The following is a 19425-nucleotide window of genomic DNA, read 5'->3' as shown; positions in this document are numbered from 1 at the left end:
GGTTCAGCAGGGCCCTCGCTACGCTCACGGGCAGCCGGTTTGATGGAGGCACGTTCCCGTTCGAAAGGAAACACCATGAACATCGAACCCGTCCGCGAAACGATCAAGAACCCGCCCGGGCAGTTCGCCGGCGACGTCTGGGTCGACATGATCGCCGTCCCGCACGGGCCGGAGCAGCGCGCCGTCGTAGCCAAGGTGCGCTTCCCGCCGGGAGCCCGCACGGCCTGGCACTCGCACGCCCGCGGCCAGTACCTGCACGTGACCTCCGGCGTGGCACGCTTCGGCACCCGCGACGGCAACATTATCGACGTCCACCCCGGCCAGACCCTCTACACTCCGCCGGGCGAAGAGCATTGGCATGCTTCAGCCCAGGGCACCTTCATGGAACACCTGGCCATCCTTGAAAACGACGACGACCACGCAGCCACCACAGCCTGGGCTGAGCACATCACCGATGCCGAGTACGAGGGCCGTCAAGGGTAGGACTGCCAGAACCAGTTACAACAGGGCCACCGCTACGGGCCGCCGTATCCGGTTTGATGGAACCCAGCCCCTGTAGCATTTCAATAATCCCCAACAGAACTTCAGGAGACCCATGACTACCGTCAAGGCCTATGCATCCCCGTCCTCCACCGAGGACCTTATTCCCACCACCATCGAACGCCGCGAGGTGGGCCCCCACGACGTCCTGATCGACATCAAGTTCGCCGGAATCTGCCACTCGGACATCCACACGGTCCGCGGCGACTGGGGACCGCAGCAGTACCCGCTGGTTCCCGGCCACGAAATCGCTGGCGTCGTCACCCAGGTTGGCGCCAAGGTGACCAAGCACGCCGTGGGCGACCGCGTAGGCGTTGGCTGCATGGTCAACTCCTGCAAGGAGTGCGAGAACTGCCTGAAGGGCGAGGAACAGTACTGCCTCAAGGGCAACGTGGGCACGTATGGTGCCGTTGACCGCGACGGGACCATCACCCAGGGCGGCTACTCCACCCACGTCGTGGTGACCGAAGACTTCGTGGTCCGCATCCCCGAAGGACTCGAGCTCGACGTCGCCGCGCCGCTGCTGTGCGCCGGCATCACCACCTTCTCCCCGCTGCACCACTGGGGCGCCGGACCCGGCAAGAACGTTGCCGTCGTCGGCCTCGGCGGGCTCGGCCACATGGCCGTCAAGATCGCCCACGCCATGGGCGCCGAGGTCACCGTGCTGTCCCAGTCGCTCAAGAAGCAGGAAGACGGCCTGAAGCTGGGTGCCGACCACTACTACGCCACCAGCGACGAGAGCACCTTCAGCGACCTCGCCGGCACGTTCGACCTCATCATCAACACCGTGAGTGCCTCGATCGACATCAGCTCCTACCTGCAGCTGCTGAAACTCGACGGTGCCCTGGTGAACGTTGGCGCCCCCGCCGAGCCGCTTCCTGTCAACGCGTTCGCGCTCATCGGAGGGCGCCGTTCGTTCGCCGGTTCCATGATCGGCGGCATCCGCGAAACGCAGGAAATGCTGGACTTCTGCGCCGAGCACGGCATCGGTGCCGAGATCGAGGTCATCCCCGCGGAGAAGATCAACGAGGCCTACGAGCGCGTCCTCGCCTCGGACGTCCGCTACCGCTTCGTGATCGACACCGCCACGCTCTAGGCAACACAGCGCGTTCGACGGCGGCCGGTCCCGGAAAGGGGCCGGCCGCCGTCGTGTGCCGGAGGGGTTTCCTGCCATCCGCTGCTGCGGGCGTATCGAATAACCGGCATGAACTACTACACCCCGGCGGCGCAGGACCGGGCCCGGGACGCCGCATCCGATGCCATCGAGAAAGTGCTCAACGGCATGTCCGAACCGTTGAGCCGGCACGCCCTGCATGCCCGCTGGAAACGGGCCTGCGAAGCCATGGACACGTTCCTGGAAGCACAGGATACGGGCGAGGAATAGCCCGGTTCGGCTACGGCCGCAGGGCCGCGAGGATGCGCGACGCAGGGCCTGCAAGGGTCCGGTCGAAACCGGTTCCGGCCCACAGGTTCAGCCAGTCCGCATCCCCTGCAGCGGCTGCTGCTGCGCGCAGGGGAGTGGTGAGGTGGTGGATCTCCGGGTAGCCGTCGGGGGCCTCGCCATCGTGGCGGCGCATGAATTCGTTGTAGAGTCCGCGGGCGTTCCGCCCCGAGAAGGCCCGCGTGACCGCAGTGGTGGTGAAGCGCCCAGTGGACAGGGCCAGCCGGTGGGCTGCCTTGGTGCCGGCCTCGTCCGCGCGGAGGAATGCCGTGCCCGCCTGGACCGCCACAGCTCCACGTGAGAGGGCGGCCCGGACATCGGCGCCCGTGGCAATCCCGCCGGCCGCTATCAGCGGCACTCCGAGGTCCGCCAATTCTTCAAGCAGGCCGTGGAGGGATTCACCCTCCGGCCGCCGGGCTGTGTCAAAGGTGCCGCGGTGTCCTCCTGCTTCCGGTCCCTGCACGCACAGCGCATCAACGCCTGCTTCCAGGGCACGCACGGCTTCAGGCAGCGACGTTACCGTCCCGATGACCCAGGCGCCCCGTTGCTGCAGTGCGGCGATGACCGCGGGTTCCGGCACATCGAAGGTGAAGGAAACCGCCTCGGGGACACGCTCCAGCAGGACCTCGATCTTGTTGTCCCAGTCGTCGTCGTCATGGCGCGGATCCCCGAGGGCGACGCCAAAACGCTCTGCGTCAGGAGCCAGGGAGAGCGCGTACTGTTCCAGTGCCCCGGGGCTGATGACCGGGCGCTGCGGGACGAAGACATTGACGCCGATGGGGGCTCCGGTCAGCCGCCGCGTGGACTCGATCTCCGCCTTCACCGCCGCCGCGGCCTTGTAGCCGGCGGCCAGGAATCCCAGTCCTCCCTGGGAGCTCACCGCCGCTGCCAGCTCAGGCGTGGACGGCCCGCCCGCCATCGGCGCCTGGATCACCGGCAACGGCAGGGAAGCGATATCAAAGCGGGCGTTGCGGCCGGGAGCATACAAGATGGTGGTTCGCTTTCATGCTGGGGTTTTAGTACAGGAAAATGTCGATCCACTCGCGGTTGTGGGCATGGATGAGGACCAGGAACAGCACGAAGTCGAACAGCAGGTGGACGCTGACAATGTAGGACAGCGACTTGGTCACCGTGAACAGCCGGGCCTGGAGCAGGGCGAAGGGGAAGATGAAGAAGGGCGCCCAGGAATGGAACCCAAGCTCCCACAGGAATGACGTAAACAGGACCGCCTGCAGCAGGTTGGCCTGCCAGTCCGGCAGATGGCGGCGCAGCAGCGTGAAGGCGGTGCAGATGAAGAAGAGTTCGTCCCAGATGCCCAGCACGTTGGTGCCGAGGAAGAGCCGTGCGATGCCGTCCGGGTCGCTCACAGCCGGCCAGTTGGTGTAGACGCCGGTCCGGATCATATACACCGGCATCAGCGCATACCCGATGACCAGGACGGCAGGCAGGTACCACTTTTCGGCGCGCGTCCACGGCTGCCCCGTCCTGATGGGAAAGCGGATGGCGTGGTCCTTGGTGATGAACCTTGAGACCGAATACGGAATCCCGACGGCGAGGATCATGGCAGTTCCCATGACCAGCATGTGCTCGGTGCTGATGTCCGTGGTGATGGGGACCAGGCTCATGGCCGTCAGGCCCACGGCGATCAGCGCGAGGTCGATCAGGAGGCGCCTGCTGATGAAGCCGGCCAGGACCAGCGCGGCGGCCAGGAGGAGGAAGCCGGAGAGGCGGTCCTCCCGGGCAAACAGCAGGAAGCCCGACGCCGACACAAGGGCTGAGGGGATCAATGAGAGTGACACCGGGCCCGGCCGGGCTGGGCCCGTTTTTCCTGTGCCCGGTGCACCGGGTTCGGCTTGCGCCCGTGGTTGCTGCCTCATGGTTACCTTTGATGCTGGACGGCGCTTCCGCTTGGATTCCAAACATTTTACTTGCCGTGTGCCTGGCAGCGGCAAGGATGCCGCGCCGCGCTTAAAGGAAGCGGACGACGCCGGGGAGTGCCGGCGTCGTCCGCTTGCCTTTCAGGGGTGGCCGCTTAGGCGGAGGCCAGTGCCTTGCCTTCGCCGCGCAGGCTCAGGGTGAAGGTGTTGGGCCCGCTGCACGTCACGGCAACGCGGCAGGTGGTGGTGTTGTGCCGCGCGGAAAGCTCGCTCACAGCGGAGTCAAGGGTGTGGTGCAGGGCGGACCGGTCCCAAATCTTCAGGGTCACGGAGTCAGTGGCATCGAACGTCATTATTCAACTTCCATTTCTTGCGGTGGGCGGCCTGGAATCTTCATTGACCAGGCCGTGGCCTCGTCTATGAGGCGGTACTGCATGGGAAAGCGCGTTCCCGTACTTCAATGGTGCAGGTTGCCGAAGGGGGTTGGCAACCGGATCCGGCCGGATGTGACCAAGCGCACCGGTCCTCGGCAGTCACTCCCTCGCGGGGAGATCAAGCCTGCCGACGCCTTTCCATAGTGCCCAGCGGCAGGTGCCGGCCTCAAGAATGTTGCGCGTGAGTCTCATCACGTTCCGCCAGGGCGACCGTGCTTTCGGGTGGCACGGACCCTACTCGTCGAAGTAGGTGCCAATCTCGTTCTCGCCGGAGATGGAGGCGATCACGGCCGCCGCCACTTCGCGGAGCTTGACGTTACGGGTGCTGGACGCCTTCGTAAGGATGCCGAAAGCGGTGTCCCTGGTACACCTGTTCTCGGCCATGATGGCTCCAATGGCCATATCGATGATGGTCCGTGATTTGAGGGCGAGGGCAAGGTCGTTCCTGGCCTCGGACAGCTGGGTAATACGCAGCACCAGCTTCAGTGAACCTGCTGCCTGCCCTGCGAAAGCCTCCGCCGTGGCGATGCCATCTGCCGAGAACCCGTTGACCCGGCCGGAGTAGAGGTTCAGGACGGCCTCTGCCTCACCGGCCAAATCCATGGGTACGGCAAGGATGGAGGAAACGCCCCGCGCCACGGCGGCCCGCACATAGGCCTCCCACCGGTGTTCCCTGACAAGATCGGGAACCAGCAGCATAGTTCGCGTGCGGAGCGCGGTGAGGCAGGGGCCGTCCCCAAACCCATTCTGCAGCTCGTCCAGGGAGTGTGCTTCCGCGTCGCTGCTGGCCACCGCCTCGGGCCGCTTATGCCGGATCACGGTCACGCCGCAGAGGATTGGATTGCCTAGGGTGGAGAGCCGGGATGCGGCCACCACGGCGAGGTCGTTAAGGAACTCGGCGATGTCACGGCTGTCCAGGACCAGATCCTGCAGCCTCAGGTCCACATCCGGGAGCTCAGGCCGTCCGGAGCCATAACCGCCCGTGCTGTGTCCGTGAGCTGTCACCGCGTGTCCTCTTCCGTCATCTCCGTCATCGCCGTGGCGATCAGGTTCACCTGCGCGGCCGGTATGTCCAGCGCCTCGTGGAGGTAGGCATCGAGGGAGACCTCATCGATATCGCCGCCAATGCCGTAGTAGTAGATCCACAGCTTGTCCAGCGGCAGGTCCGTGTCCCGGAAGCGCCGGGCAGTTCCCCTGCGTTCTTCAGCTGCGCGGTCCGGCTGTTCGGGGCCGTCGGCACCCAATGGATGCATTCCTACCCTCCGCCGTCGTGGGGTGCGGGGAGTTCGGCTCCCTGCACAATGTCGTGGGCGATCGCATGGATTTTGCGGTTGCTGGACTTCGCCGCCAGGCGGAGGATCTCCAGGGCGCCGTCCCGTCCGCCCCTGTGCTGGAGCATGATCAGGGACACGGCCGCGTCCACAATGGCCCTGGATTTGAGGGCCGCCCTCAGGTGCTCGGGATGGACGTCCGCCCCGTGCAGGCGCAGCGCGATCCGGAGGACCCTGGACATGGAGGCCGCGTGCTGTTCCAGGAGCACCACGGTTTCCTCGTCGAAGGCGTTGATGGTCTTTGCGTAGCAGTTCAGGCCCGCCCGGGAGGATGCGTCGCTGGGGATGGGGACTGCCAGCACGGAGCGGATTCCCTCCCGGGCGGCCGCTTCTGCGTATCCGCTCCAGCGCTCGTCGCCCAGCAGGTCCGGCACCCACACAAGGCGGTGCTGCCGCAAGGCCGTCAGGCAGGGTCCTTCGCCGTACGAATACTGGGTTTCGTCCAGCCGCCGGCCTTCCTCGCTGCTGCTGGCAACCGTTGACAACCCGCCGTCGCGTTCTACCGTGATGGTGCAGGTGACAGGACCGTCGGAACCAAGCAGGGAGGCCGACAGGGTGGCCAGGCCCAGGAGGAATTCGGGAAACCCGGGACTTTCCAGCAGCAGGTCCTGCATCCGGTCAGATGTTGTGAGAGTGCTTTCCTTGGCCATCAGGCCTCGATCCTGGATGCACCAGAAGACTCGCCCCTGGCTGGCGGCCGCTGCTCTGTACGCTGGCTGGCCCGAGTATTCAACCCCGGACGTCCCGCACTCCCGAAATCTCCTACTACCGACATTACGCCGGTCCGGGACCTATGGATATGCCGGAGCCGCCCGGTTTACTCGTCCTGCTCCGTTTGCCGGCCGGTCGTGTCTGCTCCGCCGCCAGGTCCTTCCGCGGAGGGTCCGGGGGCATCGCCCGAACCAGGAAAGTCGTCCGAGTAGGGTGCGCGTGGGCGGGGCAGATCGTCAATGAGTTCGTTCGCTGCCAGGGCCAGCAGGTCGCGCTGCACCGGCGGCAGGGAAAGGAGCCCCTGCAGGTACGCTTCCACCTCGTATTCCCCGGCGTCTCCCGAGAGGCTGAAGTACTTCAGCCACAGATCGGACACCGGAATATCCGCCGCCCTGATGGCGGCGCGGAGCCGGCGGCGTTGTTCCGGTTCGTTCGGATCGAAGCCCATGGGAAGGTCCTAAGCGCCGGCAGGCAGCGTCCCGGCCAGGACGCGTTCGCTGACGTGCTGCAAGGCAGCGTTCTCGTCGCGGGCAAGCTTCATCAGCCGCTGCAGTGCTGCCTCATGGGTCATCCCGTACCGTTCCATCAGCACTCCGCAGGCCCTGTTCACCAGGTCCCGGCTGTACAGGGATGCCTGCAGGACCTCGGTCATCCTGTGCGGGGCTTCACTGGCCTGGATGTGTGCCAGCAGCGTGGCGGCCGGGGCAGCGAAGAGCTGGAGCAGCGCGGCGCTGGATTTGTCATAGACGTCAGGGGTGGCGGCGTACAGCTTCAGGGCACCCAGGGACTCCCGGCCGGCCATCAGGGGAGCGCTGACCACTGACAATACGGGGAGCCCACGGACGGCTTTCCGCCATGCAGGCCAGCGGGATTCCTTCCCCAGGTCCCTGACCAGTACGGGTTCCTCTGCCGCCCAGGCGGTCAGGCACGGTCCTTCCCCGCACTCGTACTGCGTGGCATCGGCCCGGCTTACGATCCCGTCGGTATAGCCGCTGCTGGTCCGGCGCCCGCGCGAATCCAGAAGCGATACTCCTGCTCCGATCGTCCCGGGAACCGACTCCTTGGCGGCCTGCGCCAGGATCCGGACGGCCGTGGTGACTTTTTCCTCCGTCAGTAGCAGCCCCTGGATGCGAGCTATGACAGTGCTGAGCTCGTCAAGGGGAAGGTGCTGCGCCATAGTCTCAGCATAGAGCCATGCATCGGGCGGGAGGCGGATGCCGCTGCCATCCCGCTGTTCGGTCCGCTGCCCGGGAAGGGGCGGGACAGTAAGATGGGCCCATGTCGAGTGCACCGGAGAAAGAACCGATAGAAGAGCTCCAGAGCATTCTGGTGGGCGCTGAGAACGTTGTTGAGTTCCTTACCGGGCTTGCCGGGCTGGCCGCTGCATCGGTTTCCGAAGCAGCGGGTGACCATATCGAATGTGCAGTCACGCTGAGGCTGCGGCGCAAGCCCACTACCGTTGCCGGCAGCAGCCCGCGTGCAGTGGAGCTCGATGAGGTTGAACAGGCCGTGGGGGACGGTCCCTGTATCAAGGCAATGCGGGAGATGTCCCCGGTCATCGTCGACGACGTCGCTACGGATCCCCGCTGGCCGGCGTTGACCCGGAAGCTGGCTGAGGCGAACATCCGGAGTTCACTCGGTGTGCCCCTTGAAATCAGCAGTGAAGCCCGGGTCGCCTTGAATTTCTTTGCGTCCAAGCCTGGCGTATTCACCGCAGGCGTTTACGAAAAAGCCCTGGGCTTCGCCGCAGCCGCCCACAACACGCTTCATCTCTCGGTCCGCCTCGACACGGCACAAAGCCGGGCGGACAACCTGGAAGCTGCCATGGAGAGCCGGACTGCCATCAACCTGGCATGCGGCGTCATCATGGCCCAGAACAGGTGCTCCCAGGCGGAAGCGATGGACATCCTCACCAAGGTCTCCAGCAACCGCAACCAGAAGCTGCGGGATGTTGCCGCGGAGCTGATTGAACAGTTGACCGGCGACAGGGTCAAGACGCACTTCGACGCATAAGGGTGACCGGGCCCGCTGCTCCCCTCGCCGACAGCTAAGCCGCACCCCGGGACCCTCAGCCGGCCTGCAGCACAGAAACGCTGCAGGCGCTGCCGGACCGGCGGATGTCCCAGCAGTTGCCGTGACCCAGTACCTCGAAGCTGTCGCCGTCTGCCGCTGACAGCACCACGGCGGTGTTCTCGTCCACGGCCACGGCCCTCTCCACCAATCCTGCAGCCACCGCTCCCAGCGCGCGGCTGAGCGTGCCGGCCTGCGCGGCGTGGACGTCAACGGCGAACGGGGCCAGGCCCAGGCCGTCCCGGATCTCGAGCTCGGCCAGGCCCTCCGAGCATTCTTCGCCGCAGACCTCGATGCCGCGGCTCCGGTAGCCGCCCACCAGCGCCCTGCGCGGTGCGATCATTGCCCCGGCGGAAAAGCCGAGGTAGGGCACGTGGCCGGCCACTGCCCGGGAAATGGCGGCTGCCGATGCGGTGAGTCCCTCCCAGTAGGCCGGCGTCAGTCCACCGCCCACCACCAGCCCGTCAACGCCGTCGAACACCGAAGGGTTGGCGGGCGCGCCCGCACCCAGGAGGACCGGCACCACCTCAACCGGCATCCGCGCGAGCAGCGGATCCACATAAGCCGGGAGGAGGCTTTCCGGGTTCCCGTTACGGTCATGAACCACCACCGCCACCCGGGCGGGCGCCTCGTCCCCGGAACGCCGGCGGACGGCCTGCGCGAATCGGTCAAAGACTTCCGGAAAGGCCAGATGGTCCGGCCCGGCGCCGGCGAGGAAGATGCTCATGGCCTTCAAGATACCGGCCACAACGCCCTTCCCGCCGGAGTGGGAACCCCCGTTTCTGGAGGCCATTGACAGCCTGGGCCGGGCAGGACTATCGTACAACCAAATGGTTGTAGATCAGCTCCGTGACGCCGAACTGGACCGCCTCTTCCAGGCGTTCGCAGATTCCACCCGCCGCGACATCGTGCGCCGCGTGACGGTGGGAGAGTACTCGGTTTCCGGTCTCGCTGCCCTCTATGCCATGAGCTTCGCCGCAGTCCAGAAGCACGTTGCGGTGTTGGAACGCGCATCCCTGGTGACCAAGGAAAAGCGCGGAAGGGAGCAGATTGTGCGGGGTAACCATGAAGGACTGGAAAAAGCCCGGCGGCTGCTCGACGAATATGAGGCGATCTGGCGGCAGCGCGTCGACCGGATCGCAGGCATTCTGGCTGAAGGATAAGGAAGGGTTCTGCAATGTCCGTTACTGGTATCACCAAGAATCTTGAGGCGCTCAGCTTCACCCTCACCGCCGAGTTCGACGCCGGGGTCGAACGCGTCTGGCAGCTCTGGGAAGACCCGCGCCAGCTCGAGCGCTGGTGGGGGCCGCCCAATTATCCGGCAACGTTTGACCGGTTCGACTTCCAGCCCGGCGGAAAGGCCGACTATTACATGACCACCCCCGAAGGCGAGAAGCCTCGCGGCTGGTGGCGCTTCACCTCCATCCGGGCGCCCCACAAGCTGGAGTTCGACGACGGCTTTGCTGACGAACACGGGGAACCGGTCGCAGAAATGGGAGCCGGCCACGTCACCGTGACGCTCGAGGAAGACGGCGGCCGGACCAACATGAAAGTAGCCACCATCTTCGACTCCGAGGAGCAGATGGAACAGATGGTCCAGATGGGCATGGAAGAGGGCATGCGGGAGGCAGTTGGCCAAATCGACGCGATCCTCGCCGAACACGCCAACGCCTGACCGGCTAAGCCGTCCGGCACCTGGGCAAGCGTACGACGGCGGGACGTCCCGCCGTCGTACGCCTCAGTCCTTCCTGGGCTGGCAGGGCCTACCGTGCCTGGTCAGTGGCGAAGACCAGGAGTGAACTGGTGGCGGTGGCCAGCAGTTCACCGGCCGGCCCGAAGATGCGCCCCTCGGCGAAGATCACACGCGATCCCGGCTTGGTCACGGTCCCCTCGGCCCGCAGTACGCCGTGCTTGAGGGTGATGGGGCGGACGTAGCTGACGGAGAGGTCGATGGACGTGTAACCGAATCCAGCGGCCAGGGTGCTGTGCCCCGCGCACCCCACGACGGTGTCCAGCAGCGTGCAGGCCAACCCGCCGTGCACCATGCCCAGCGGGTTGTAGTGCGCTTCGGCAGGCCGGCATTCGAATTCCACGCGCCCCGGCTCAACCCCAACAAGGGCCAGGTTCATCAGGGAGGCCATGGGCGGCCGCGGTATGGTTCCGTCCCGCATGCCGGAGAGATAGTCCAGCCCGGACAGCCTGGACAGCTGCCCAAGGCCAACGCGCGGATCTGTCCAGCTGAAAGTTGCCGAGCGCTCGGTTGTTCCGTTGGTATCCATGGCACTGCCTCCTCCATATGGCCCCTGCCTGCCCAGCCTAAGCGAAGCGACGCCGCCCGGATCCAGGCCCGTGCCGTTGTTAAGGGGATGGGCGTTGAACCCGGCCAAGGGCTTCTGAATACTGGAAGAAGGCGGTGCGACGAACGTGAGGCGGTGGCGGCAATGGGGAGCGGTGCAGCAGAGTACCGGAAGCGCCTTGAGCGTGCCGCCGAACTCCGCACCTACCGCGGGGCAGGCATCACCGCGGATGAGGAAGCGGAGCTTGACGCCCTTGAAGAGAAGGAGCGGGAGAAGCGCAAGAGGGTGAGCGACTCCGCCCGGGCGGAGTACCTTGTCCGCGATGCCATGGCGCAGGGCAAGTTCGACAACCTCAAGTACGCCGGCAAGCCGATTCCCGGGCTGGGGGAGTCGTACGATCCCGACTGGTGGGTCAAGGGCCTCATCCAGCGGGAGAACATCAGCGGCCTCGGTCCGGCGGCCATCCTGCTCCGTAAGGAGGACGCCGAGCTTGATGCCAGGCTCGACGCCCAGTACACGGAGCAGCAGGTGCGGGACATCCTGCAGGATTTCAACCGCCGCGTCGTCGACGCCCGGCGCCAGTTGCAGGGCGGTCCGCCGGTCATCACCAGGACCCGGGACGTTGAGGAGGAAGTGGGCCGGTGGCGCCAGCGCCGTGCGGCCCGGCCGGCCGAGCCTCCGGCTGAACCGCAGCCTGCGCGCCCCTGGTGGCAGCGGCTCTGGAAAGGTGCAACGTAGCCGGACGTACGACGGCGCTGCCTCCCGGCGTCGTCGTTCCGCCTTGGCTAGGTCCCCGCCTCAGCGTGGTCCTTTGCGTGTGCCGGGGCTTTCGCCTCAAAGAGCTCACACAGCGCGTTGTAGTATTTGCGAGTTTGCCCGCAATGCCTCATCCCGATCCGCAAACAGACGCTCTGCGAGGGTTTATTGGCTGGGGCGGTCACTGCCACCACTTTTTCCAGGCCGCCTGCAAAGGCGTAGGACAGGACCGCTGCCGCAGATTCGGTCGCATAGCCATGCCCCCAGTAATCCGGGTGGAAGTGCCAGCCAATTTCGGTGTCCCCTGAAGGTTCCAACAGCAAATCATCGCCCGAGGCCGGAATGGACTTGAGGAGCAGCGTGCCGGCCAGCAGGGCAGGAAGGTCTTGCTCAGTGCCCCGGCTAGGGCCATCGTCCCTGCCATGGCCGCGCAGCCCGGCCTGTCCTTGCAGCTGTTCCTTCAGCTGCACTGCCCAGACACCGTGGACGGGGTTGTCCATCTGCTGCCAGCCGCGGATGCGCTCGTCGGCCTGGGACCGGTCCCGCATCACCTGGGGATGGCTGCCAATGAAACGCTGTACCTCCCAGCGGGAGTAGAGGTCCAGTACAAAGCCGGCGTCCTCCGGCTTCCATTGCCGGAGGATTAGCCGATCGGTTTCAAGGCTCTTCACCACGCCAATGCTGCCAGACTGGTGGCGGCTTCTGCTGGTGCCCGGTTTTCCACATAGCGTTGTTGGCAGCGGGGCAATGTCAGACCCTGCTGGAAGACTTTACTCATGGGAGCGGTTCAGGGGTTGGCGGGGGCACCGGCAAGGGCGCAGGCGGCGGGAAGTCCCGGTGCGCTGCCGGTTCCTGGTGTCGTGTCCGTTGCTGAGATCTCTCGCTCGCTGTTGTCGGTTCCGGTCGCGGCTGACGGCCCCGGGATGATTGATCAGGTGCGGGAGCTTGAAGACCTGAAATCGCTGGCGGCTGCGAAACAGGCCCGGATCGCTGTGGCTTTTGATCTCTCCCGGCGGAGGGAGCAGGCCGCGGCCGGTGTCCCGGCCAAGGAACAGGGCGCCGGTGTTGCCGCGCAGGTCGCGTTGGCGCGCCGGGAGTCCCCGGCCCGCGGCGGCCGGCTCCTGGGCCTGGCCAAAGCCCTCACCACCGAGATGCCCCACACCCTGGCCGCCCTGCAGTCCGGGCAGCTGAACGAATGGCGCGCCACCCTCATCGTGAAGGAAACAGCGTGCCTGTCCGCCGAAGACCGGTGCGCGGTGGATGAGGAACTCGCCGCCGGTACCGGCACCCTCTCCGGTACAGGTTCACTGGCCGGCGCCGGGGACCGGGCCATCCTTGCCGCGGTCCGGGCCGCCGCGTACCGGCGCGACCCGCACTCGGTGACACGGCGAGCGGCCCACGCGGTGAATGACCGGACCGTGAGCCTTCGTCCGGCGCCGGACACCATGGCCCGCCTGACCGCCCTGCTGCCCGTCGCCCAGGGCGTGGCCGCCTACGCGGCCCTGACCCGCCACGCGGACACCGTCCGGTCACAGGGTGATGAGCGGTCCCGGGGCGCGGTCATGGCCGACCGGCTCGTTGAAAATATCACGGGCACCCCGGGCGGGATCGCCGGCATCGAAGTCCAGCTCGTCATGACCGACCGGACCCTTTTCCAGGGCGACAGTGAACCAGCCCGCCTCGCCGGCTACGGCACCGTCCCCGCCGAATGGGCCAGGAAAGCAATCCGTGCCGGATCAGAAGCTGACGCCGGGGAACTGAACATCTGGCTCCGCCGGGTCTTCACAGCCCCCGGCACCGGCGAACTCCTCGCGATGGATTCGAAAGCCCGGCTCTTCCCTCCCGGGCTCTGCCGGTTCCTCCAGGTCCGCGACGACACCTGCCGCAGCCCTTACTGCGACGCACCCATCCGCCACCACGACCACATCATCCCCTGGCACCAGGACGGGCCCACCACCAGCACCAACGGCCAAGGCCTCTGCGAAGCCTGCAACCACACCAAGGAAACACCCGGATTCTCAGCCACACCGGTCCCTGGACCACGACACACGGTGGAACTGAAAACCCCCACCGGCCACACCTACCACTCCACAGCGCCCCCACCACCCGGCACCAATCTCGAAGTTGCCAGATCGGGCGCACCAGCCGGTACTGCTGCTGCAGTTGCCGCGTGCCCGCCAGGTGTCGCGGCTCCGTTGACCGAATCGGCCGGTGCCGTGGGCTCCGGAGCCCCAGCCCGCCGTCGTGATATCCGCCTGCAGCCACCAGCCACGGGGACACAACGGCGTCTCAACGAGCGCGGGCCCAAGGCGAAGCCGGCAGTGCAGGTACTTGGCCGTGTTGTTCCGTCTGACTGGTGCCCGGCCTAGGGACGGGGGCTGGGTGACGGTGACGGGCTCGGGCCCATCATTGATGGCGGCGGGGGCGGGAACGGGTTGGTGGGATACAGCGGCGCTGCCTGAAGCATGTAGTTGGCCCACTGCGGCCCGGCAATCATGTAGCCGTCCAGGCGGGGGTAGAAAGTCCCGTTGATGGTCACGTTCTGCCCTGCCCGCTTCTGCCCCTCCAGCGCGTCGCCGAAGAAGGAAGCTGTGGCAACGCCGGTGGTGTAGCCAACGATCCAGGTGGACCCGTTGTTGTTCGAGGTACCGGTCTTGGCCGCCACGGGGAACTTGTCATGGGTCTTCGGGTTGATCCAGACGCCGGATCCCTTGACGAGCACATCCTGCAGCACATTGTTGACGCCACGGGCCACGTCCGGCTTCACGGCATCACGGCACTCCACGGGCTGGGCGGGAAGATTGCCGCCGGTTGCATCCTTGACGTCCACCAGGGCGATCGGTGAGCAGTAGCGGCCGTCATTGGCGAACGTGGCAAAGGCGTTGGCCAGGTGGAGGGGAGCGACGCCGATAGCGCCGAGAAGGTTGCCCAGCTGATGCATGTTGATCGGGGCTCCATCGAGTCCGCTGTGCAGCCCCACGGCGTCCACCATCTTTTGGATACCGCAGAAATCGAGCTGCGCTGCCGTGGCGAACGTGGCCGTGTTGATCGAGTTGTACAATCCGTAATTGATAGGCATCTTCCGGTAGAACCCCTCTTCGGCATTCTGGAGGTCGTCAGCGGCGCCCAGCTGGGGGTTGTTCTGCGCGGTGCTGTAGGCGCCCATCACCTTGCCGCAGCTGGACCGCCACGGGAAGTCCAGCGGATAAACGCGCCGTGAAGCGTCCACCTCCGCGGTCAGGGACTTGCCCTCGTTAAGCCACTCGGCGAAAGTGAACGGTTTCATGGTGGATCCGGGCTGGAAGCCGCCAGCGCCGTTGAGGTCGTTCCCCTGCGGGTCCTTGGCATCGACGTTAAAGTTCAGGTGCGTGTCGAACTTGCCCGGTTCCGGCAGGAACACCGTGTTCTGGGCCATCGCGAGGATCTTGCCGGTCCCCGGCTGCACGGTGACCAATGCGGCGCCCCACCGGTCCGGGTTCGGTCCGGCCGTGCCGTCCACTTGCGCCTGGGCGGCCGCCTGCAGCCTGCTGTCCAGGGTGGTGACAATGGTGAGTCCGCCGCGGTAGAGCTTCCGCTGCCGTTCGATCAGGCTGGGCCCGTACGCAGGGTTGTTCAGGATGAGATGGGAAATGTAGTCACAGAAGTAGGGCGCCATGGCCGCGTAGGCGCAGCCCTGCCGCTCCGGACTGATCTTCAGCTCGATCGGCGTGGCCACGGCTTCATCGTGTTGGGCCTGGGTGATCTTGCCCTGGAGCAGCATCTCCGAGAGCACCTGGTTCCGGCGGACGATTGATTTGTCCGGGTTGATCGCCGGGTTGTAGAACGTGGGGCTGTTGACGAGTCCGGCCAGCAGCGCGGCCTGGGGAAGGGTGAGGTCCTTGGCGGTGGTGCTGAAGAAGTAGCGCGACGCGGCTTCGATGCCGTACGCGTCGCTGTTGAAGAAGACGATGTTCAGGTACCCCTCAAGGATCTGCTCCTTGGTGAACTTCTTTTCCAGCGCAATGGCCAGCTTCATCTCCCGGAGCTTGTCACCAACGTCCTTCTGTCCGGAGAGGATCACCTCGTCCGGCCTGTCCTGCGACAACCGTGCTTCGTTGACCACGTTGGTGACGTACTGCTGAGTGATGGTTGACGCGCCTTGCTGGCCCCCCTGCGTCAGGTTGGACACCAGTGCCCGCACAATCCCCTGGGGATCGATGCCGGCGTGTTCGTAGAACCTGCTGTCCTCGATGGCAATGATCGCATCCTTGATGTGGGGAGACATCTGGTCCAGGGGAATCCTGACGCGGTTCTCGGCGAAGAAGGTGGCGATCGGCTGGCCGTCGGAAGTCAGCACTTTGGTGGATTGCGACGGCGGCTGGACGGTGAGTTCCTCGGGCAGGCTGTCGAAGAACCCAATCGAATTGCTGACGCCGAATCCCGCAGCCGCCACCGCCGGAACCACCAGGCTGGCCGCCAGGACGCCGCACATGGCACTCGCCGCCAGGAACCCCAGGAACCTTCCCAGGGCCGCGCCGAAACCGTTTCTGCGCTTCCTTTTCGTCGCCATTTCTCAGCCCTCGAGCTTGGAGGTCTCCAAAGACTACGCCGGTCCAGCGGCACTGTGTGGTGCCGAAAGGTCAGGATTTGGTCACACTCATGATCTTGACGAGGCGATAGTTAGCGACATATCGTTAACTATCGCCGAAGAGGTCGGTGAACTTATCCCGCGAGAGGACGGTGCCACGATGAAAGGCATGCACGATGAGAAATTTCCCGGCGCTGATTTCAGGAACGAGCCATTCGGGCGGGGCAGGGGCCGCAGGGGGCCGCACGGGCACCGCGGGGGAGGCTTTGGCCCTGGCTTCGGACAGGGCTTCGCGCCGGGCTTTGGCCCGGGGCTCGGTCCAGGGTTTGGCCGTGGCCCACGGCGGGCGAGCAGGGGGGATGTCCGGGCAGCTATCCTCTCGCTCCTGGCCGAGGCGCCTTCCAACGGTTACGGATTGATCAAGACGATTGCCGAAAGGACGGAGGGCGCGTGGCGGCCCAGTCCCGGATCCATCTACCCCACGCTGCAGCAACTCGTTGACGAGGACCTGATCTCAGCCCTCAGCGAGGGCCGCGGGACGGAGTTCACGCTCACGGACCAGGGCCGGGCCTATGTGGCCGAGCACGGTGAAGAAATGGACAATGCCTGGAATGCCGGGCCGGACAGCTCCGACCGTGAGTTCCACCAGAGCATCGGCAAACTGATGGGAGCCATCCATCAGTTCCGCGGTGGTGTCAGCGAGGAGCAGCGCGCCGCAGCCATCGAAAAAATGGATGAGACCCGGCGGGCGCTGTACAAAATCCTGGCGGACTGACGCGGCGCTTAGTGCACGACGTTCCGGCCCTTACCGCCGCGCCGGTCAGGCAAAGGAGTCTTCTTTAGTCCGCGTGGCGCTCTTGCTGGGCCGGTCGGCGGCAGCTGCCACCCCCGCCGCGGGGGAGTGGGAGGCGGGATGCAGCGGATTGAAGCCCGCGCCGATTTCCCCGAACGCGTAGGCGCTCTCAGCGTGTTCAGCCAGATCCACGCCAGCGGTTTCCGCCTCAAGGCTGACCCGGAACCCGATGGTCTTGTTGATGGCGCGGCCAATGACAAAGGTTCCTGCGCCGGAGAGCAGCAGGGTGATCACCACAGCCGCCGTCTGGGCAATCAGTTGCTGCGCACCGCCGCCGTAGAAGAGTCCGCCGCCCTGGCCATCCACCGGAAGGGCGATGAAGCCGAGGGCAAGGGTGCCGATGAGTCCGGCGCCAAGGTGCACGCCCACAACGTCCAGCGAGTCGTCCAGGCCGAAGCGGTACTTCAGGTCAACGAAGACGGCGCAGGCGGCTCCGGCCACGAAGCCCAGGCCGATAGCGGCCACCGGGCTGATGTTGGCGCAGGACGGCGTGATGGCCACAAGCCCGGCAACCACACCCGAGGCGGCACCGAGGGACGTCGGATGCCCGTGGCGGATCTTTTCGGTGACCAGCCAGCTCAGCATCGCCGCGGCGGGAGTCACCAGGGTGTTCACCCAGATCAGGCCGGCCTGCTCAGCCGTTGTGGCCGCGCCGCCATTGAAGCCGAACCAGCCGAACCACAGGATCGCGGCACCCAGCATGATGAAGGGGACGTTGTGCGGGCGGTGGTTGGGGTCCTTGGCGAAGCCGTGGCGCTGCCCCACGATCAGGGCCAGGACAAGGGCTGCGGTCCCGGAACTGATCTCCACCACTGCACCGCCGGCGAAGTCGATGACCTGGCCGAATACGGCGGTGACTGCTCCGCCGGCGCTCATCAGCCCGCCGCCCCAGACCATGTAGGCGAGGGGGCAGTAGACCACGGTGATCCAGAGCGGTACGAACAGTGCCCACGCGCCGAACTTTGCGCGGTCAGCGATGGCTCCACTGATCAGCGCCACCGTGATGATCGCAAACGTGGCGCTGTAGCCGGCTTTGATCAGGTCAGGGGAGCCCATCAGGCTCTGCAGGCCGAAGTTGGCGAAAGGATTGCCGAAGATGCCCAGCACGCCGTCGCCCGTTGTCATGGAGTAGCCCCACAGGACCCACACCACGCCGACGATCCCGGCGGAGATGAAGCTCATCATGATCATGTTGAGGGCTGCCTTGGCGCGGGTCATGCCGCCGTAGAAGAGGCCCAGCCCGGGGGTCATCAGCAAAACCATCGCGGCTGAAATCATCAGCCAGATATGTTGGGCAGAAATTTCCACCTGCGGGTCCCTTCGCGTTGCGCCAGCGGGGCGCTCTTTGCCGGCCCTCGCACTTCCCCCGGCGTCTATGGTTGTCCTCCGGTGTTTCAGGAAGGGCGCGCAAAAGTTGCGGCTGCGTTACACAATTCGCTCCTACGTGAAGTTCACGCGTCGATCATGTTTCAAGCTTGTTAACCGCCGCCCTCCACGCGGTGGCACCGATACGGCATAGGGCCCCAGGCCAGCGCAACGGCGCGGGACGGACCGGGCGGAAGGTGAGAACCGCCGTCGGACGCGAAGAACGCATAGGTTTCCTGTGCGTAACCGGCGGCTCACCCTCCCGGCGCTGGGTTTCACAGCCTTAAGGACCGACGACGGCGCGCCGCTGGGAAAGTGCGGTGCGCCGTCGTCGTGCGCTGCCAAAGGTGGGAGGCCCAGCAGGATGGCAGCAGCGAAGGCGTCAGAACTGCCGGGCGTTGGCCAGTACGGGAAGTTTGCTGCGAACCTCATCCACCATGGACGGGTCGATATCCACGACGGCGAGTTCCGGCCTCCCGCCCAGCGCCACGACGGCGGAGCCCAGGGGGTCGATCACCGCGCTGTGCCCTATGCCCGTTGGGGCGCTGCCTGCCGGACCTGCGCCGACGGTTTCCGGGTCCCCCTGGCCGCAGGCCACCACGAACGTGGTGCTGTCCAGCGCGCGCGCCCGCACCAGGAGGTCCCACTGTTCAGCCTTGCCCTCGCCCGCTCCCCAGGACGCACACAGGATGTTGACCTGCGCCCCGGCCCGGGCGTTGGCGGTGAAAAGGGCAGGGAAGCGGACGTCGTAGCAGGTGGCGAGGCCGAAGACCGTGCCGTTGAGCTCGAAAGTCACGGGAGTTTCGCCCGCGTCCACAGTCTTCGACTCTGTAAAACCGAAAGCGTCGAAGAGATGGACCTTGTCGTAGGAGGTATCGACGCCGGGGCCAGTGACCAGCAGGGTGTTGCGGACCCGTCCGTCCTTCCCGGGAGTGAACATGCCTGCCACGATCACAATGCCCTGGTCCCTCGCGATGGCCCGGACTTCGCCGGCCCAGGGGCCGTCCAGTGGCTCTGCGACGTCGCGGAGGGAATGACCGAAGGCCCGCATGGCAGCCTCGGGGAACACCACCAGCTCCGCACCAGCGGCCTTCGCCTGCGCCGCGTAGTCCCGGATCAGTTCCAGGTTTTCTGCGGGGTCTGCACTGCTGATGATCTGGGCTACAGCCAGACGCATGAACGC

At 65.8% G+C, this 19425-nt stretch carries 23 protein-coding genes; 9 read left to right on the top strand and 14 right to left on the bottom strand.

Annotated features, from left to right (window positions below):
- The first annotated feature begins 75 nt into the window (after positions 1-75).
- The 3 genes from AC4BCK_RS17335 (at position 76) to AC4BCK_RS17325 (ending at position 1924) form a co-directional block, all read left to right on the top strand.
- On the top strand, positions 76-483 hold the full coding sequence (locus tag AC4BCK_RS17335) for a cupin domain-containing protein (protein ID WP_490566251.1): 408 nt from the start codon (positions 76-78) through the stop codon (positions 481-483).
- A gap of 112 nt (positions 484-595) precedes the next feature.
- Positions 596-1636, top strand: a complete 1041-nt coding sequence (locus AC4BCK_RS17330; RefSeq protein WP_174174846.1) for an NAD(P)-dependent alcohol dehydrogenase — start codon at positions 596-598, stop codon at positions 1634-1636.
- 108 nt (positions 1637-1744) lie between these two features.
- Positions 1745-1924, top strand: a complete 180-nt coding sequence (locus AC4BCK_RS17325; RefSeq protein WP_174174844.1) for a hypothetical protein — start codon at positions 1745-1747, stop codon at positions 1922-1924.
- Between the two features lie 10 nt (positions 1925-1934).
- On the opposite strand, the gene AC4BCK_RS17320 is transcribed toward AC4BCK_RS17325, so the two are convergent.
- From AC4BCK_RS17320 to AC4BCK_RS17285, 8 genes are all read right to left on the bottom strand, one after another.
- On the bottom strand, positions 1935-2969 hold the full coding sequence (locus tag AC4BCK_RS17320; RefSeq protein ID WP_281358962.1) for a nitronate monooxygenase: 1035 nt from the start codon (positions 2967-2969) through the stop codon (positions 1935-1937).
- Positions 2970-2997: 28 nt separating this feature from the next.
- On the bottom strand, positions 2998-3768 hold the full coding sequence (locus tag AC4BCK_RS17315; RefSeq protein ID WP_174174842.1) for a CPBP family glutamic-type intramembrane protease: 771 nt from the start codon (positions 3766-3768) through the stop codon (positions 2998-3000).
- Between the two features lie 245 nt (positions 3769-4013).
- On the bottom strand, positions 4014-4211 hold the full coding sequence (locus tag AC4BCK_RS17310; RefSeq protein ID WP_066279129.1) for a hypothetical protein: 198 nt from the start codon (positions 4209-4211) through the stop codon (positions 4014-4016).
- Positions 4212-4526: 315 nt separating this feature from the next.
- Positions 4527-5297 carry a GAF and ANTAR domain-containing protein gene (locus AC4BCK_RS17305; RefSeq protein ID WP_251425595.1) on the bottom strand — a complete coding sequence of 257 codons (771 nt, stop codon included), beginning with the start codon at positions 5295-5297 and terminating at the stop codon, positions 4527-4529.
- Entirely contained in the window at positions 5294-5545 is a 252-nt protein-coding gene (locus tag AC4BCK_RS17300; RefSeq protein ID WP_251425593.1) for a hypothetical protein, read from the bottom strand. Before AC4BCK_RS17300 ends, AC4BCK_RS17305 begins: the two co-directional genes overlap by 4 nt.
- A gap of 2 nt (positions 5546-5547) precedes the next feature.
- Positions 5548-6273, bottom strand: coding sequence for a GAF and ANTAR domain-containing protein (locus AC4BCK_RS17295; protein ID WP_251425591.1), 726 nt, complete (start codon positions 6271-6273; stop codon positions 5548-5550).
- A 167-nt stretch (positions 6274-6440) separates the two neighbouring features.
- Positions 6441-6782, bottom strand: a complete 342-nt coding sequence (locus AC4BCK_RS17290) for a hypothetical protein (RefSeq protein WP_246255897.1) — start codon at positions 6780-6782, stop codon at positions 6441-6443.
- 9 nt (positions 6783-6791) lie between these two features.
- The gene (locus AC4BCK_RS17285) at positions 6792-7511 is read right to left on the bottom strand and encodes a GAF and ANTAR domain-containing protein (protein ID WP_174174836.1); all 720 of its coding nucleotides are present in this window, start codon (positions 7509-7511) and stop codon (positions 6792-6794) included.
- A 101-nt stretch (positions 7512-7612) separates the two neighbouring features.
- Here AC4BCK_RS17285 and AC4BCK_RS17280 point away from each other — a divergent pair, with 101 nt between their 5' ends.
- On the top strand, positions 7613-8347 hold the full coding sequence (locus AC4BCK_RS17280) for a GAF and ANTAR domain-containing protein (protein WP_364409749.1): 735 nt from the start codon (positions 7613-7615) through the stop codon (positions 8345-8347).
- 55 nt (positions 8348-8402) lie between these two features.
- Here AC4BCK_RS17280 and AC4BCK_RS17275 read toward each other — a convergent pair whose 3' ends face one another.
- Positions 8403-9131 carry a type 1 glutamine amidotransferase family protein gene (locus AC4BCK_RS17275; RefSeq protein WP_364274363.1) on the bottom strand — a complete coding sequence of 243 codons (729 nt, stop codon included), beginning with the start codon at positions 9129-9131 and terminating at the stop codon, positions 8403-8405.
- A gap of 103 nt (positions 9132-9234) precedes the next feature.
- On the opposite strand from AC4BCK_RS17275, the gene AC4BCK_RS17270 reads away from it, so the two are divergent.
- Both AC4BCK_RS17270 and AC4BCK_RS17265 read left to right on the top strand, forming a co-directional pair.
- Positions 9235-9567 carry an ArsR/SmtB family transcription factor gene (locus tag AC4BCK_RS17270; RefSeq protein WP_310113216.1) on the top strand — a complete coding sequence of 111 codons (333 nt, stop codon included), beginning with the start codon at positions 9235-9237 and terminating at the stop codon, positions 9565-9567.
- Between the two features lie 14 nt (positions 9568-9581).
- A complete protein-coding gene (locus AC4BCK_RS17265) occupies positions 9582-10079 on the top strand; it encodes an SRPBCC family protein (RefSeq protein WP_251425583.1) in 498 nt (165 codons plus the stop codon).
- Positions 10080-10167: 88 nt separating this feature from the next.
- On the opposite strand, the gene AC4BCK_RS17260 is transcribed toward AC4BCK_RS17265, so the two are convergent.
- Positions 10168-10683 (bottom strand): PaaI family thioesterase, encoded by a 516-nt coding sequence (locus tag AC4BCK_RS17260; protein ID WP_490566250.1) that lies wholly within the window; start codon positions 10681-10683, stop codon positions 10168-10170.
- Between the two features lie 162 nt (positions 10684-10845).
- On the opposite strand from AC4BCK_RS17260, the gene AC4BCK_RS17255 reads away from it, so the two are divergent.
- A complete protein-coding gene (locus AC4BCK_RS17255; RefSeq protein ID WP_400640962.1) occupies positions 10846-11439 on the top strand; it encodes a DnaJ family domain-containing protein in 594 nt (197 codons plus the stop codon).
- 47 nt (positions 11440-11486) lie between these two features.
- On the opposite strand, the gene AC4BCK_RS17250 is transcribed toward AC4BCK_RS17255, so the two are convergent.
- Positions 11487-12128 carry a GNAT family N-acetyltransferase gene (locus AC4BCK_RS17250; RefSeq protein WP_363938977.1) on the bottom strand — a complete coding sequence of 214 codons (642 nt, stop codon included), beginning with the start codon at positions 12126-12128 and terminating at the stop codon, positions 11487-11489.
- Positions 12129-12380: 252 nt separating this feature from the next.
- Here AC4BCK_RS17250 and AC4BCK_RS17245 point away from each other — a divergent pair, with 252 nt between their 5' ends.
- Positions 12381-13826, top strand: coding sequence for an HNH endonuclease (locus tag AC4BCK_RS17245; RefSeq protein WP_490566249.1), 1446 nt, complete (start codon positions 12381-12383; stop codon positions 13824-13826).
- Here the strand turns inward: AC4BCK_RS17245 and AC4BCK_RS17240 are convergent.
- Entirely contained in the window at positions 13823-16006 is a 2184-nt protein-coding gene (locus tag AC4BCK_RS17240) for a transglycosylase domain-containing protein (RefSeq protein ID WP_364320917.1), read from the bottom strand. The genes AC4BCK_RS17245 and AC4BCK_RS17240 overlap by 4 nt on opposite strands.
- Positions 16007-16184: 178 nt before the next feature.
- Between AC4BCK_RS17240 and AC4BCK_RS17235 the strand changes: the two genes are divergently transcribed.
- Positions 16185-16799 carry a PadR family transcriptional regulator gene (locus tag AC4BCK_RS17235; RefSeq protein ID WP_490566248.1) on the top strand — a complete coding sequence of 205 codons (615 nt, stop codon included), beginning with the start codon at positions 16185-16187 and terminating at the stop codon, positions 16797-16799.
- A 45-nt stretch (positions 16800-16844) separates the two neighbouring features.
- Here the strand turns inward: AC4BCK_RS17235 and AC4BCK_RS17230 are convergent, their stop codons facing one another.
- Both AC4BCK_RS17230 and AC4BCK_RS17225 read right to left on the bottom strand, forming a co-directional pair.
- The gene (locus AC4BCK_RS17230; protein ID WP_490566247.1) at positions 16845-18185 is read right to left on the bottom strand and encodes an ammonium transporter; all 1341 of its coding nucleotides are present in this window, start codon (positions 18183-18185) and stop codon (positions 16845-16847) included.
- Between the two features lie 439 nt (positions 18186-18624).
- Positions 18625-19419: a carbon-nitrogen hydrolase family protein gene (locus tag AC4BCK_RS17225; protein WP_251422557.1), complete on the bottom strand. Its 795-nt coding sequence runs from the start codon at positions 19417-19419 to the stop codon at positions 18625-18627.
- Positions 19420-19425: the final 6 nt, after the last annotated feature.

Source organism: Pseudarthrobacter sp. As-47 (assembly GCF_058215595.1).
Note: the sequence above shows the minus strand (reverse complement) of the source record. Positions and strands in the feature narration are given on the sequence as shown.